Origin of the sequence: Streptomyces sp. NPDC001750, from assembly GCF_042892615.1 — a bacterium.
Classification (GTDB): domain Bacteria; phylum Actinomycetota; class Actinomycetes; order Streptomycetales; family Streptomycetaceae; genus Streptomyces.
Genome location: NZ_JBIAUE010000002.1, coordinates 446,309 through 460,882, shown reverse-complemented (window position 1 = coordinate 460,882; position 14,574 = coordinate 446,309). Strand labels below are relative to the sequence as shown.

At 69.5% G+C, this 14,574-nt stretch carries 14 protein-coding genes, 1 tRNA gene and 2 pseudogenes; 10 read left to right on the top strand and 7 right to left on the bottom strand.

Annotated elements, in window-relative coordinates; translation table 11 throughout:
• Window positions 1–46 precede the first annotated feature (46 nt).
• The 5 genes and pseudogenes from ACFYY6_RS05370 to ACFYY6_RS05350 all read right to left on the bottom strand — a co-directional run bounded on the left by ACFYY6_RS05370 (window position 47) and on the right by ACFYY6_RS05350 (window position 2,110).
• Window positions 47–295 (bottom strand): DUF397 domain-containing protein, encoded by a 249-nt coding sequence (locus tag ACFYY6_RS05370; RefSeq protein WP_351520168.1) that lies wholly within the window; start codon window positions 293–295, stop codon window positions 47–49.
• Window positions 292–1,173, bottom strand: a complete 882-nt coding sequence (locus ACFYY6_RS05365; RefSeq protein ID WP_389191745.1) for a Scr1 family TA system antitoxin-like transcriptional regulator — start codon at window positions 1,171–1,173, stop codon at window positions 292–294. The genes ACFYY6_RS05370 and ACFYY6_RS05365 overlap by 4 nt, the downstream gene beginning before the upstream one ends.
• Window positions 1,076–1,543: pseudogene (locus tag ACFYY6_RS05360) on the bottom strand (hypothetical protein); the annotation flags it as partial. The pseudogene ACFYY6_RS05360 and the gene ACFYY6_RS05365, both read right to left, overlap by 98 nt.
• A 13-nt stretch (window positions 1,544–1,556) precedes the next feature.
• The gene (locus ACFYY6_RS05355) at window positions 1,557–1,856 is read right to left on the bottom strand and encodes an RNase A-like domain-containing protein (protein ID WP_351520169.1); all 300 of its coding nucleotides are present in this window, start codon (window positions 1,854–1,856) and stop codon (window positions 1,557–1,559) included.
• A gap of 50 nt (window positions 1,857–1,906) precedes the next feature.
• Window positions 1,907–2,110 (bottom strand): hypothetical protein, encoded by a 204-nt coding sequence (locus tag ACFYY6_RS05350; protein ID WP_351520171.1) that lies wholly within the window; start codon window positions 2,108–2,110, stop codon window positions 1,907–1,909.
• Window positions 2,111–2,700: 590 nt separating this feature from the next.
• Here ACFYY6_RS05350 and ACFYY6_RS05345 point away from each other — a divergent pair.
• Window positions 2,701–3,048 (top strand): helix-turn-helix domain-containing protein, encoded by a 348-nt coding sequence (locus ACFYY6_RS05345; protein ID WP_351628976.1) that lies wholly within the window; start codon window positions 2,701–2,703, stop codon window positions 3,046–3,048.
• Between the two features lie 365 nt (window positions 3,049–3,413).
• Entirely contained in the window at window positions 3,414–3,962 is a 549-nt protein-coding gene (locus ACFYY6_RS05340) for an IS630 family transposase (RefSeq protein ID WP_389191742.1), read from the top strand.
• Window positions 3,963–4,050: 88 nt separating this feature from the next.
• Here the strand turns inward: ACFYY6_RS05340 and ACFYY6_RS05335 are convergent, their stop codons facing one another.
• Entirely contained in the window at window positions 4,051–4,788 is a 738-nt protein-coding gene (locus ACFYY6_RS05335; protein ID WP_389191739.1) for an SDR family oxidoreductase, read from the bottom strand.
• A gap of 92 nt (window positions 4,789–4,880) precedes the next feature.
• Here ACFYY6_RS05335 and ACFYY6_RS05330 point away from each other — a divergent pair, with 92 nt between their 5' ends.
• Both ACFYY6_RS05330 and ACFYY6_RS05325 read left to right on the top strand, forming a co-directional pair.
• The gene (locus tag ACFYY6_RS05330; RefSeq protein ID WP_351520179.1) at window positions 4,881–5,720 is read left to right on the top strand and encodes a LysR family transcriptional regulator; all 840 of its coding nucleotides are present in this window, start codon (window positions 4,881–4,883) and stop codon (window positions 5,718–5,720) included.
• 717 nt (window positions 5,721–6,437) lie between these two features.
• Window positions 6,438–6,806, top strand: a pseudogene (locus tag ACFYY6_RS05325) (WXG100 family type VII secretion target); the annotation flags it as partial.
• 344 nt (window positions 6,807–7,150) lie between these two features.
• Here ACFYY6_RS05325 and ACFYY6_RS05320 read toward each other — a convergent pair.
• A tRNA-Arg gene (locus ACFYY6_RS05320) sits at window positions 7,151–7,222 on the bottom strand.
• Between the two features lie 167 nt (window positions 7,223–7,389).
• On the opposite strand from ACFYY6_RS05320, the gene ACFYY6_RS05315 reads away from it, so the two are divergent.
• The 6 genes from ACFYY6_RS05315 (at window position 7,390) to thrB (ending at window position 14,359) form a co-directional block, all read left to right on the top strand.
• Window positions 7,390–7,872, top strand: coding sequence for a response regulator (locus ACFYY6_RS05315; RefSeq protein WP_351520210.1), 483 nt, complete (start codon window positions 7,390–7,392; stop codon window positions 7,870–7,872).
• 55 nt (window positions 7,873–7,927) lie between these two features.
• On the top strand, window positions 7,928–8,965 hold the full coding sequence (nrtL, locus tag ACFYY6_RS05310) for an ArgS-related anticodon-binding protein NrtL (protein WP_351520183.1): 1,038 nt from the start codon (window positions 7,928–7,930) through the stop codon (window positions 8,963–8,965).
• A gap of 27 nt (window positions 8,966–8,992) precedes the next feature.
• Window positions 8,993–10,384 carry a diaminopimelate decarboxylase gene (gene lysA, locus ACFYY6_RS05305; protein WP_389191736.1) on the top strand — a complete coding sequence of 464 codons (1,392 nt, stop codon included), beginning with the start codon at window positions 8,993–8,995 and terminating at the stop codon, window positions 10,382–10,384.
• 95 nt (window positions 10,385–10,479) lie between these two features.
• Window positions 10,480–11,811 carry a homoserine dehydrogenase gene (locus ACFYY6_RS05300; protein WP_351520186.1) on the top strand — a complete coding sequence of 444 codons (1,332 nt, stop codon included), beginning with the start codon at window positions 10,480–10,482 and terminating at the stop codon, window positions 11,809–11,811.
• A 6-nt stretch (window positions 11,812–11,817) separates the two neighbouring features.
• A complete protein-coding gene (gene thrC, locus ACFYY6_RS05295; RefSeq protein ID WP_351520188.1) occupies window positions 11,818–12,888 on the top strand; it encodes a threonine synthase in 1,071 nt (356 codons plus the stop codon).
• A gap of 553 nt (window positions 12,889–13,441) precedes the next feature.
• On the top strand, window positions 13,442–14,359 hold the full coding sequence (thrB, locus tag ACFYY6_RS05290; protein WP_389191733.1) for a homoserine kinase: 918 nt from the start codon (window positions 13,442–13,444) through the stop codon (window positions 14,357–14,359).
• Window positions 14,360–14,574 lie beyond the last annotated feature (215 nt).

Below are 14,574 nucleotides of genomic sequence, written 5' to 3'. Positions count from 1 at the left end.
CGCCGGATACCGACCGGCGTGGGGCGTTCTGTCGTTTGCTCGACGGTCAGGCCCGGACCGCGTACGCGACGAAGTTCTCCCAAGCCATGGGGGACAGGACAAGCTCGGGGACGCTCAGATCCTTGGAGTCACGGACGTGGACGGCGGAAGGGCAGGCCGCAACTTCGACGCATGCATCGCCTTCGGAGCCGCTGTGGCTCGACTTGTGCCAGGACATCGCCACCTCGATGCAGGCGTCTCCGTCAGATCCGCTGTAGCTGCTCTTGAACCACACTCGTTCACGGATGCTGCTCATAGCGCTCCTCGCACTTGCCTCAGCAGGCTCCTGGAGTCTTCGGGGGTTAGAGCCTGCGAGCGCAGTTTCGCATACCGCTGGAGCGTGATGCTGACCTCCTTGGGGTCAGTGATGAGAAATCCGCTTCGCTGCCCCTCCGCATAGCCACACCACTTGTGGTTTTGTTTCTCAAGAAGCATCAACGGCCCGTCGAAGCCCGCGTGGTCGGGCTGATAGCGCGGCATGATCTGCAACTCGACGTTGAACTGCGACGAACACTCAAGTAGGTGGTCAAGCATCTCTCGCATCACTTCGGGACCACCGGTGCCACGCTCGATGAGGGCCTGTTCCATGATGAAACTGAAGGAGATTGGGGGCCTTCGGTCGAAGAGGTGCTGGCGTTCCTGTCTGGCTGCTACCTGCTTGGCCACCTGCTCCTCGTCTTTCACAGGGGGCACGCTTTGCGTGACGGCTCGGGCGTAGCGCTCCGTCTGGAGCAGACCTGGGATCACTCGACACTCGTAGGTCCACAGGGTCACGGCCTGTTTCTCCCAACGCGCCCACTGCCGGAACCAACTCGCCAGCCCCGCCTGCCGCGACAGATGCGGCGCAGCCTTCCGCAGCGCCCCCGTGTTGCCAAGCGCCGCCTCGGCCCGCTCCACGAAGTCGTCGTCCGGCATGCGCCTGCCCTGCTCGATCGAGGCGACCGTGTGCTTCGAGAATCGCACCAGGCGGCCGAACTCCTCGCGGCTCAGGCCCGCGTGTTCCCGTAGGGCCTGGACGAACGCGCCGAAGGTGCGCGTAGTCGGCGAGGGCGGCGTCGTGGTCGGGGAACTCGTCGACGATGTCCTGCGAGAAGCAGCCGCCGAGCAGTTGCGCGGTCTCCGGGAACCGCGCATGCCACTCCCAGTGAGTCTGCGGCGACGACGGTTCCGGGACGTCGCCTTCCTCGATGCTCTTCTTCAGATGGTCGGCCAGCACCATCAGCCAGTCGCCGATCTCCGACTGGGCCATCCCGGTGTCCGGGATCGCGTAGAACTCGCCCAGGCTGTGCCGGATACGGCCCGGCGGGTTGCGGCTGTACTCGCGCAGCTGGCGCTCCGCCTCCGCGATGGCCGAGGGGTGGGTGTGCCAGGTGTGACGGAGGTACGCGTCCAGCGCGCGGCTGCGCCGCTCCGGGGTGTCGTCGGTCGGCTGCCCCAGGTACGCGCGCATCACCTGGTCCAGTTCGCCGTACCGACGGTCGTGTTCGAGAGGCTTCATGGACATGTGCGTGCGGCCCCTACAGGTAGAACGGGACGGTCGTGTGGACGACGAAGCCGTGCGGGCTGGACGGCTCGCGGCGCAGCACCACGCGCGCCGCGCGGACGTCGACGGGCCCGCGGCCCGCCAGCAGCTCGGCCTCCAGCTGGACCCGGCCCACGGGTTCCTCGCGTGAGGGCCAGGCGGCCTCGATGGTGAGGCGGGCCCGGGTGCCCTGGGCGAGCCAGCGGTGGACGGCCTGCTCGTTGGCGGTCACCACCTGCTGGGTGGCCCATTGGGCGGTTTCCCGGTCGGGGTAGGAGGCGGAACGGGTGAGCACGGGGGCATCCTCTCGAAGTCACCTGGTTCAGGAGCTGCGCTCGTACGGGATCAGTAGTCGGCGAAATTCCAGAACAGGCCCACCTCGGTGTCCGAGACGGTGATCAGACCGCAGTCCTCCGTGTAGACGCTCAGAGGGTTGTACGACCGGCCCGACGTCGTGAAATCCAGGGTGCCGCGCGCGGTGTCGGGCTTGTAGACGTTGGTGTGATAGGTGGCCTCGTCCCCATACCGCGCGAGGACCGTGCGCGCCATCGCCCGCAGTTCGTCGGGGGATTCGGTGAAGTACCTGAGGTTGGACAGGGTGCAGCCTTCTTCCGTGAGGGCCAGGAGTAGGTTCTCGGCACTGTCCCGGTCGATCTCGTGGAGGCGCTGTGCGACGTACTCCGGGGGTGGACGGCGAAAGGGTAGGTGGGGAATCCTTCGCGCTCCGGGTTGTGCTCCGCGTCGTCGACCCGGGCCCACCCCCGGGGGTCTGGGACCCGGGCCGTCACTGCGAGGACATCGAACGTCCAGTCCTCGTGGCGACGAGGGCCCGTGACGATGTACGCGTACGCGTCCTCGTACAGGTGGCGTACCGCGGCGTCCCAGGACGTTTGGTCGACGGACACGTGTTGCTGGCCTTTCCATCCCGTCGAGGTCGTTCGTCGGTCCGTGTGAGGTCGTCCTCCGGGACGTCCGGATCGGCGTTCCCCAACCTGAGCCCCGCTCGTCGCGCCGTTCGTCCGCGTCTCTCCGCGTACGGGCGTTCACTCTAGTGGCTCGTCTCGCAGCGTTGGCCGGGTAATCGACGTGTTGTCCGGCGGTCGGCAGACTGTCTCCAGGACCTGATCTTGGAGGTGGGCGTGGGGCGTCGACCGAGTGTGTTCGTCCGGGCGGTCAGCATGGAGGAGGGCCGCAGGCTGCAGCGGATCAGCCGGTCGTCGAAGGATCCGATACGGCTGCGGCGGGCGATCGTGGTGCTGATGTCCGCCCAGGGCCAGACGGTCAAGGACATCACTTCGCTGATGCAGGTCGGCGAGGACTACGTCCGCGACGTGATCCACGCCTTCAACGAGCGCGGGTTCGATGCTCTGGACCCAAAATGGAGCGGGGGACGCCGACCGGTGATCAGTGAGCGGGTACGTGAGCACATCCGCCTGATCGCCCGGACGTCCCCCGCCGACTGGGGCATCACGGGCTTCGCCACCTGAAGCCTGACTAACGACCTCGTCCACGATGGGCAGTGGAGGAAGGAGCGGCGTCTGGGGCCTTCGAATCCAAGGCGGAGGAGGGAGTCGACGCGGAGCGTCGGTGACTGACGACAACGCCGGAGGCGGAGGTCCCGGACACCGCGATGCCGCTGCCCATCGTGGACGAGGTCGTAAGCTCGCCGACCACCTCGTCGGCCGGCACAGCGTGCCGCGGATCAGCCGGGAGACCCTGCGGCGCATCCTGCGCGAGGGCAAGGTCTCCTGGCAGACCACGACCACCTGGAAGGCCTCCACCGACCCGGACTTCATCACCAAGATGCACCGGATCCTGGCGTTAGTACGACACCCCGCCGGCCGACGGGCGGGTGATCTGCGTCGACGAGTTCGGCCCGCTCAACCTGATGCCGCGCAAGGGCAAGGCCTGGCGTCCGGCCGGCAGACCCCGTCGGCTGCGGGCCACCTACAACCGCTACGGCGGCGTGATGCACATGCTCGCCGCCCTCGATCTGGCCACCGGCAAGATCTCCTACCGGATCCGCACACGCAAACGGTGGCGCGAGTTCCTCGGCCTGCTCAAGACCCTGCGGCAACGCCGGCCCGGGGAGAAGCTGTACGTCGTGCTGGACAACTTCTCCCCGCACAAGCACGCCGAAGTCCGCACCTGGGCCGCCGACCACGACGTCGAACTGATCTTCCTGCCGACCTACGGCTCCTGGCTGAACTGGATCGAGTCCGAGTTCGCCGCCCTGCGCTACTTCGCCCTCAACGGTACCGACCACCGCACCCACGCCGAACAGAACGCCGCCATCGCCGCCTACATCCGCTGGCGCAACGCCCACGCCGAACCGAAGATCCGTTTCGCGCCCGAGTCACCGATCCGCCAGTGGACCGATTACCCGGCCAAGGCTGCGTGACAATGCCCACCGACAGCGATCTTTGCTGGATGCACGTGGCGGACGGGCGGCCACGGCCTGATCGACGAGGAACGCATCCAAGGTCAGGTCACCAGGGTACGACGCCGCTGTCGTCGAACAGCTGGCCGGTCGGGCCGTCGTCCGACAAGGTCGCCAGCCGGATGGCGATCGCCGCGCCCTGCTCGGGGCTCTGCGTCCCGCTGAATCCGTTGAGGTCGGTGGCCACATAACCGGGGCAGGCGTTGTTGATCAGGACGTTGGTGCCGCTCAGCTCCTTGGCGTACTGGATGGTGACGGCGTTGAGGTAGGTCTTCGTCGGCGCGTACGCCCCGCTGATCCCCCCGAGGTCCACGCCGGGCGTGGTCTGCAGTGTCAGGGAGCCGACGTGGCTGGACTGGTTGACGATCCGCGGGTGCGCCGAACGGAGCAGCAGGGGCAGCATCGCGTTGGTGACCCTGATGACGCCGAGGACGTTGGTCTCCAGCAGTCGCCGCACGGTCTCCAGGTCGATGGTCGTCGGTTCCTCCGGCCAGCCGCCGGCAACGCCAGCGTTGTTGACCAGTACGTCCAGCCGTCCTGCCCGCTCCTCGATCAGTTGGACTGCGGCGGCCACGCTCCCGGCGTCGGTCACGTCCAAAGGCACGCCGAACGCGTCAGCACCAGCCGCACGCAACTTCGCCACAGCGTCCTTCCGGCGCTGCTCGTCCCGGGCGCCGACACCGACACTCCAGCCCCGCGCACCCAGCCCGGCCGCGATCTCATACCCGATTCCCTTGTTCGCGCCAGTGACCAGCGCGATCGTCTTCTCGCTCATGAAAACGAGCATGCCTGCGCTGCAGCCGGGCACCAACACCCTCTCGGTAGTGCAGCGATACCCGAGCGGTATCGATCAGCCGCCTGCCTCCTTAGCCTGGACTCATGGAAATACGCGAGCTGCGGTACTTCGTCGCCGTCGCCGAGGAGTTGCACTTCGGCAAGGCCGCCCAGCGCCTTGGGATAGCCCAGCCGCCACTGTCCCGCACGATCACCCAGCTCGAGCGGCGGCTCGGAACCGCACTGCTGGAACGCAACAGCCGCAAGGTCACGCTCACCGAGGCCGGAACCGTGCTGCTGGCCGAAGGACGCGAGATCCTCAGCGCAGTGACCGCGGCTGAGCGGCGTACCCAACGGGCCGCCAAGGCACACCCCAGCCTCGTCCTCGCCGTCAAATCCGGCACCGGTGGCGAGCTGCTGACGAAACTGCTCGACGCCTACGCCACGGAACCCGGCGCAGCCACCGTCGATCTGCTGATCTGCGAGGCACACCAGCACCGGCAGCTGCTGGAGGAGGAACAAGCCGACGTGGCTCTGCTGCACCTGCCCTTCGACTCAGCAGCCGGGCTCGACACCGAAACCCTGTACACCGAGGGACAGGTCGCGATCCTGCCGGCCTCACACCCGCTCGCCATCCGCTCCCAGATCCGGATGGCCGACGTCACCAGACTGCCGGAGCTCCCGATGGCCCGCTGGCCCGGTCCCGGCGGCAGCTACCCCGAAGGACCGGGCGCGGAGATACGGAACCTGACACAGCTCTTCCAGCTGATCGCGCTCGGCCGTACCACCGTGGTCATTCCCGAGTCAGCCAGTACCGACCTGCGCCGGGACCTCGCCGCGGTGCCGGTCCTGGACGCTCCGCCTGTGACAACGGTGATCGCCTGGCCGCAGCACAGCCGCCTTCGTGCAGTTGCTGACCTGGTCCGCGTTGCAACACTCCTTTGAACTCGGATGAGCAGGGCGGCCACCCGACGACAGCCTCGATCAAGCAACTGGCAGCTCAACGCCCCTGCCTCAGCAGGGGAGTGACCTTGACGCTCTGCTGCCCTGAGCGAACATCAGCACCACGATCGCCCGCCGCAGCTATCCTCCGTCGTCCGGCTGATCCGCTGCAAGCGGCAGCTTTCCTCCATGCTGACTGGCCGACGAACAAACCCGGGCGACGTCCCACGACCAACGCCAAGCAGGTCCTGGAGACAGTCCGCTGACCGCCGGGCGGCACATCGATTACCCGGCCAACGCTGCGAGACGAGCCACTAGGCGCTGTCCGACGGATCGCACGGCCTTCTCACCGGTTGGGGCATGGGGCATGGAGCCACGGGATTCGGCCGAATCGCGACAGGTCTCCTGCGGGACCGGCCGCGAGGCCCGAAGCACGAACGATGCTCCGATGTCGCCGCCCCGGCGAGGGCGCGGGCGGTCCTGGTGGCCCGACCCGCAGGATCCGCCTTGCCGAGGAAGGCGGCTGTCGCCCCCATGGCGCTTCGGGTGGACGCACCGGTACTCATCTGCTTCTGCGGCCCCGGGGCCGGGTGAGCAGGGTGGAACGGTGCACGTGACCGTGTTGCCAGTGCTGGGAGGCACTAGGGTGAGTTCGCGGATCACCGCACAGGATTCGAGAGCAGGGGGCGGCATGGTGGTGAGCCCGAGCTCGCATACACGTCGTCGCAGCTGAAGAAACTTGCGGACGATCTGGATGATATGCAGGAGTATCTTGGCCGACAGGTCACACGCATGGACGAGATCGTCGACGCCATCGAGGTCGGCTGGCGTGGTCCCGCCGCCAAGGCATACCGGGCCCTCCATCGGGGTGCCGCGCAGGATGCCGTACGCATCCAGCGGACCATGCGACTGCTCGCGTTGGGGGTTCGCCTGAGCGAGGACGGCTTCACGAAGCAGGAAATCGAGACCTTCGAGCAGTTCCGTAGAGTCCAGACCGATGTTGACATCGACACAGAGGTCGATGCCCTTTCCACACCGGCGACTGCTCCCACCGCGTCGGCGCGGACCAGTCGCCTGCGCGACCTCTGACACGCGGTCGGGAAAGCGGCTGTCACGTGACGGGCCAGGACACCGCACCGGCCGGGCACAGTACCCACCGTTCCGTACGGCCTCCGGCACCCCGTGCTCTCCACGTGGCTCAACGCGGGCGTGGACGCCACCGAGGTCGCTCACGGACCGGTCCCAGGGACTTCGTCGTTCGTCGTCCGTCGCTTCCGTGCTCCCACCTGGGACGATGCCCCACGGTCCAGGCCGCGAACAGGCGGCGGCCCCTGTCATAAGGTCGCTGAGCACGGCACACGCCTGCACATACAACAAGACCCCGCGCTCAGCTTTTCCGCTGATCACGGGGTCTTTCGGCACTTCCTGCGAAGTGCCCCCGGCAGGATTCGAACCTGCGCACACGGCTCCGGAGGCCGTTGCTCTATCCCCTGAGCTACGGGGGCGTTTCGCCGTGTTGTTCGGCGACGGGAGAAACACTACCAGCTTCTACGGGGTGTCCGTGAACAGCTATTTCCGTGCTCTGAGGAGGGCCCGTGCAGGTCGGCAGGCGGGGAGGGGGCTGGGGTGGCGCACATCCGGCCACGCTCGCACCACTCGTCCGGGGGCGGAAATGGGCAAAACCCGGACGCAGCCCCTACGCCGCACCTACTCTCGGAGTGTGTCAGGCGCGTGTGGCCGCGTGCTTGTTGTCGACGACAACAAGGTCATCCGGCAGTTGATCAGGGTCAATCTCGAGCTTGAGGGCTTCGAGGTCGTGACCGCGTCCGATGGTGTCGAGTGTCTGGATCTGGTGCATCAGGTCTGTCCCGATGTGATCACTCTCGATGTCGTCATGCCCCGGCTGGACGGTCTGCAGACCGCCACCAGATTGCGTTCCGATCCGCGGACCAGACATCTGCCCCTGGCGATCATCAGTGCCTGCACCCCCTGCGAGGTGGACACCGGGGTCGCCGCAGGGGTGGACGCGTTCCTGGCGAAGCCCTTCGAGCCCAGCGAACTGGTTCGGCTCGTGGCGGAGTTGGCGGACCGGGCGGAGCCGCCCGCGGCCGACGGCAGACAGGGGGCGGGGAGGGCGGAGAGCGCCGCCGGGTGACCGCATGGCGAAACCGGGTCGCGGGGTGGCCCCCTTCCTCCCATACGCTTGTCCTGTGACCCCCGCCGATCTCTCCAGGGCCGTGCTGCACGCCGTGCGTCGCGCGGTCGACGAGGACGCCTTGCGCGCGCCCGTGCCCGCGCGCGTGCGGGTGGAGCGGACCAGGCCCGGTGGGCGTGGGGACTACGCCTGTGCCGTCGCCCTCCAGCTGGCCCGGCCCGCCGCGCTGCCGGCCAGGGACGTCGCCGAGATCATCCGGGAGCGGGTGCGGGGCGTGCCGGGGATCGGCATGGTCGAGGTCACGGGGCCCGGCTTCCTGAACTTCAGCCTGCTGGACGGTGCCGACCGGATCGGCGCCCTCGTCCTGGACATCGCGAGGAGCGGCCGGGAGTACGGGCACGGGCACGCCCTCGCCGGTACGACCGTGTCCTTCGCGCCCGTCGAGGAGGCGCGCGCCCTGGTCGTCACCGAGGTCGTCGAGCGGCTGCTCCGGGCCCAGGGAGCGACCGTGGGCGCGCGGGCCGCGGGCGGGGAGGCGCTGCACGTGATGCCGGTGCCCGCCGCCGACCGCGATCTCTTCGCGCGGCTCGGGAACGACGCCGCGCGCTGGGCGCTGCTGCGGGCCGCCCCGCACGACCGGCCCCAGGACACCGGCGACGAGGCGCTCCTCGCGCAGCGGGAGGGCAATCCACTGTTCCGGGTGCGGTACGCGTACGCGCGCACCCGGGCCCTTAGTCGCAACGCCCGGCAGCTGGGGTTCACCGCCGCGTACGAGGGTCTCGGGGGTGGCGCCCGGCCAGGGGGCGCGGAGCGTGCGGAGGCCGTGACGGACGCGCTCGCGGCGCTCCTCGCCGACCATCCCGACGTGCTCGCCGCCGCCGCTCGGCACCGGGAGCCCGACCGGGTCGCCCGGCAGCTGGAGGCGATCGCGCGGGCGTTCTTCGACTTCCACGACGGCGCCCCGCCGCTCCCCGCCGGTGACGAGAAACCCTCGGCCGCCCACCGTTCCCGGCTCGCCCTCGCCGAGGCCGCCGGGACGGTGCTGGCAGGCGGCCTGTCCCTGCTCGGCATCAGCGCACCCGAAGTCCTCTGAGAGACCCGAGAGAGCAGAGCAAGCACCATGAGCCGTTCCGCACACCCCGCCGGGCCCCGCCACGCCGATGTCCTGCCGGAGGGGCACTACACCGCCCCGCCCACCGACCTCAACGCCCTGGACGCCAAGGTCTGGTCCCGTACCGTCGCCCGGAACGCGGACGGCACCGTCACCGTCGGCGGGATCGAAGTGGCGCGGCTGGCCGAGGAGTTCGGCACCCCCGCCTACATCCTCGACGAGAGCGACTTCCGGGCCCGCTGCCGGGCCTGGGCCCATGCCTTCGGGCCGGACGCCGATGTGTTCTACGCGGGGAAGGCGTTCCTGTCGCGGGCCGTTGTGCGCTGGCTCGAGGAGGAGGGCCTCAACCTCGACGTCTGCTCCGGCGGCGAGCTGACCTGTGCGCTGGACGCGGGGATGCCCGCCGAGCGCATCGCCTTCCACGGCAACAACAAGACCGTCGCGGAGATCGAGCGGGCGGTCACCGTCGGTGTCGGGCGGATCGTGCTCGACTCGTTCCAGGAGATCGCCCGCGTCGCCCACGTGGCTCAGCGGCTCGGCAAGCGGCAGCGCGTACAGATCCGGGTGACCGTGGGTGTCGAGGCGCACACGCACGAGTTCATCGCGACCGCGCACGAGGACCAGAAGTTCGGGATCGCGCTGGCCGGGGGAGAGGCCGCCGAGGCGGTGCGACGGGCGCTCGCCCTCGACGGGCTCGAACTCATCGGCATCCACTCGCACATCGGCTCGCAGATCTTCGACATGGCCGGCTTCGAGGTCTCCGCCCGGCGCGTGGTGGGGCTGCTCGCCGAGGTGCGCGACGAGCACGGTGTCGAACTGCCCGAGATCGACCTGGGCGGCGGGCTGGGCATCGCGTACACCTCCGACGACGACCCGCGCGAGCCGCACGAGATCGCCAAGACGCTCGGCGACATCGTGACCCGCGAGTGCGAGGCGGCCGGCCTCGCCACCCCGAGGATCTCCGTCGAGCCGGGGCGCGCCATCGTCGGCCCCTCCGCGTTCACGCTGTACGAGGTCGGCACCATCAAGCCCCTGGAGGGGCTGCGTACGTATGTCAGCGTGGACGGCGGCATGTCGGACAACATCCGCACCGCTCTGTACGACGCCGAGTACAGCGTGGCGCTCGTCTCCCGTGTCTCCGAGGCCGAACCGATGCTCGTCCGCGTCGTCGGCAAGCACTGCGAGAGCGGCGACATCGTGGTCAGGGACGCCTTCCTGCCGTCCGACCTGGCGCCCGGCGACCTGATCGCCGTGCCCGCCACCGGCGCGTACTGCCGTTCCATGGCGAGCAACTACAACCATGCCCTGCGTCCGCCCGTCGTCGCCGTGCGCGACGGGCAGGCGCGTGTGATCGTCAGGCGTGAGACGGAGGAAGATCTCCTGCGTCTCGATGTCGGCTGATGAAATAGATGTCTCAGGATCCGGACGTATGACAGAAACTCCCGTCCGTTGAGTGAGACTGGTCCAGATATCAGAGGTTGAGGAATCGAGGTCGGATGATGCGTACGCGTCCGCTGAAGGTGGCGCTGCTGGGCTGTGGAGTGGTCGGCTCAGAGGTGGCGCGCCTCATGACGACGCACGCCGACGACCTCGCCGCGCGCATCGGCGCGCCGGTCGAGCTCGCCGGTGTCGCCGTCCGCCGTCCCTCCAGGGTGCGTGAGGGCATCGACGCCGCACTGATCACCACCGATGCGACGGCCCTGGTGAAACGGGGCGACATCGACGTCGCCATCGAGGTCATCGGAGGCATCGAGCCCGCCCGTACGCTCATCACCACCGCCTTCGAGCACGGGGCGAGCGTCGTCTCCGCGAACAAGGCGCTGCTGGCCGAGGACGGCGCGGCACTGCACGCCGCCGCCGAGAAGCACGGCAGGGACCTCTACTACGAGGCTGCCGTGGCCGGGGCGATCCCGCTGGTGCGGCCACTGCGCGAGTCCCTCGCGGGCGACAAGGTGAACCGGGTCCTCGGCATCGTGAACGGCACCACCAACTTCATCCTCGACCGGATGGACACCAGTGGCGCCGGATACTCCGAGGCGCTCGACGAGGCCACCGCGCTCGGCTACGCGGAGGCCGACCCGACCGCCGACGTGGAGGGCTTCGACGCCGCCGCCAAGGCCGCGATCCTGGCCGGTATCGCCTTCCACACCCGGGTCAGGATCGGTGACGTGCACCGCGAGGGCATCACCGAGGTCACGGCCGCCGACATGGCCTCCGCCCGCCGCATGGGCTGCACCGTCAAGCTCCTCGCGATCTGCGAGCGCGCCGCCGACGGGAACTCCGTCACCGCGCGGGTGCACCCCGCGATGATCCCGTTGAGTCACCCCCTGGCCTCCGTCCGCGAGGCGTACAACGCGGTCTTCGTCGAGGCCGAGGCGGCCGGGCAGCTCATGTTCTACGGCCCCGGCGCGGGCGGTTCGCCGACCGCGTCCGCGGTCCTCGGCGACCTGGTCGCGGTCTGCCGCAACAAGCTGGGAGAGACCACCGGCCCCGGCGAGTCCGCCTACACGCGGCTGCCGGTCAGCCCCATGGGCGACGTCGTCACGCGGTACCACATCAGCCTCGACGTGGCCGACCGGCCGGGCGTGCTCGCCCAGGTCGCGACGGTCTTCGCCGAGCAGGGCGTGTCGATCGACACCGTCCGCCAGCAGGGCAGGAGCGCGAGCGGCGTCGACGCGGCCGTCGCCGCACAGGACGGCGGCGAGGCGTCCCTCGTCGTCGTCACCCACCGCGCGCCCGACGCCGCCCTCTCGGCGACCGTCGAGGCGCTGCGCAAGCTCGACACCGTGCGCGGTGTCGCCAGCATCATGCGTGTTGAAGGGGAGTAAGGACCCATGACCAGCAAGGGCACCCACCAGTGGCGCGGCATCATCGAGGAGTACCGGGACCGGCTCCCGGTCACGGACACGACGCCGGTCGTCACGCTTCGTGAGGGCGGCACGCCGCTCGTTCCCGCCCAGGTCCTCTCCGAGCGTACGGGCTGCGAGGTACACCTCAAGGTCGAGGGCGCCAACCCCACCGGTTCGTTCAAGGACCGCGGGATGACGATGGCGATCACCCGCGCCAAGGAGGAGGGCGCGCGTGCCGTCATCTGCGCCTCCACCGGGAACACCTCCGCCTCCGCCGCCGCGTACGCGGTCCGGGCCGGCATGGTCTGCGCCGTCCTCGTACCGCAGGGCAAGATCGCGCTCGGCAAGATGGGGCAGGCGCTGGTGCACGGCGCCAAGATCCTCCAGGTGGACGGCAATTTCGACGACTGCCTGACGCTGGCCCGCTCACTTTCGGACAACTACCCGGTGGCGCTGGTCAATTCGGTCAACCCGGTCCGCATCGAGGGCCAGAAGACCGCCGCGTTCGAGATCGTCGACGCCCTCGGCGACGCTCCCGACATCCACGTCCTCCCGGTCGGCAACGCGGGCAACATCACCGCGTACTGGAAGGGCTACAAGGAGTACGCCGCAGACGGCATGGCCTCGCACACCCCGCGCATGTGGGGCTTCCAGGCGTCGGGTTCCGCGCCCATCGTCCGCGGCGAGGTCGTCAAGGACCCGTCGACCGTCGCCACCGCGATCCGGATCGGCAATCCCGCCTCCTGGCAGTTCGCGCTGAACGCCCGGGACGAATCGGGTGGTTTCATCGATGAGGTGACGGATCGCCAGATCCTGTCCGCGTACCGGCTGCTGGCCTCCCAGGAGGGCGTCTTCGTGGAGCCCGCCTCGGCCGCGTCGGTCGCCGGTCTGCTGAAGGCCGCGGAGCAGGGCAAGGTCGACCCCGGCCAGAAGATCGTCTGCACGGTCACCGGCAACGGCCTCAAGGACCCCGACTGGGCCGTCGCGGGCGCCCCGCAGCCGGTCACGGTCCCGGTCGACGCGGCCACCGCCGCCGAGAAGCTGGGCCTAGCCTAGGGCGGGTTGCGGAAGTGGCGTCGTCCGCCCGAAGGACGTCGCGGGCCGGACGGGACTTTCGCAACACGCCCTGGAGCCGCCGCACGAACCCGGGGGCGGGCCGGGGCCGGGTGGTCGACGGGCCCGGCCCGTTCTCCCGGCCGTCGGTCCGCCTCCCGGCCGCTCCCGCCGGTACCGGCCCGCCTCCTCCGGCCGGGCCGGTCGCCGGTCACCCGGGGCGGGAGCACGGCCCGGTGCGGGGCGCCGTCGACGCGAGGGACGGTCGCCGCAGAGAGGGAATTCGGCCCAACCGTCCCTTTCCGAGGGCGAGAGCGCGCAGGAGATGGGCGACACGCATCGTGCGCCTCCTGTGCGCCCTATGTCGCCACAGAACCTTCCTTCGATAAGCTGTAGTCAACCCGCCCGCCGCATATGCCGCGGTGCAGGGGTCGTTGTGGCCGTCGGTCTCCCGGAATCCACTCCCCGGAACCCATCCCCGCCGCCACGACATCCGCCGTCGCCGAGAAATCGCTTCACCACCCCCCGCCGCCTCACAAGGAGAGTCGTCCAACCGATGGCCGGTCCCGCCTTCCGAGCCGCCGCCGTCCGGGTGCGCGTCCCCGCGACCAGCGCCAACCTGGGCCCGGGTTTCGACGCCTTCGGCCTCTCGCTGGGGCTGTACGACGACGTCGTCGTCCGCGTGGCCGACTCCGGACTGCACATCGACATCGCGGGCGAGGGCGCCGAGACCCTGCCGCGCGACGAGAGGCACCTCCTCGTGCGCTCCCTGCGCACGGCCTTCGACCTGCTCGGCGGGCAGCCGCACGGCCTGGAGATCGTCTGCGCCAACCGCATCCCGCACGGGCGCGGCCTCGGCTCCTCCTCGGCGGCCATCTGCGCCGGCATCGTCGCCGCCCGCGCGGTGACGACCGGCGGCGACACCCGGCTCGACGACGCCGCGCTGCTCGATCTCGCCACCGAGATCGAGGGACATCCGGACAACGTCGCGGCCTGCCTGCTCGGCGGCTTCACCCTCGCGTGGACGGACGGCGGATCGGCCCAAGCGATCAGGATGGATCCCGCGGATTCCATCGTTCCGGTGGTTTTCGTCCCCGACCGGCCGGTGCTGACCGAGACCGCCCGCGGACTGCTGCCGCGCACGGTCCCGCACATCGACGCCGCCTTCAACGCCGGGCGTGCCGCGCTGCTCGTCGAGGCGCTGACCAGGCGCCCCGAGCTGCTGTTCACCGCCACCGAGGACCGGCTGCACCAGGAGTACCGCGCCCCGGCGATGCCGCAGAGCGCGGAGCTCGTGCACCGACTGCGCGCCGACGGCGTGCCCGCGGTCATCTCCGGTGCCGGGCCGACCGTGCTCGCACTGGTCGAGGACGGTGCGGCCGACAAGGTCGCACGGCTGGCGGGCGAGGGCTGGGCCGCCAATCGGCTCACGCTCGACACCCCTGGCGCGAGTGTGCTTCCACTCGCCCCGTAGCCGCGAGGTGAGGGCCGGGTGGCCGAGAAGTGATTGCCGGTGAGTGAGAGGGGGAATGTTTGTTGGAGCCGGTAGTGTTAACCTCAAGTCTGCAATCGACGTCCATGAGGCGCGTTGCTCCGTGTCCCTTTCCGGGACCACCTTTTCTCCGGGAGCCTCCCCAAACTGCCTGAGCAGCCTGCCTGAGCAGTTTCGTGCACGCTCCGGAACCGGCA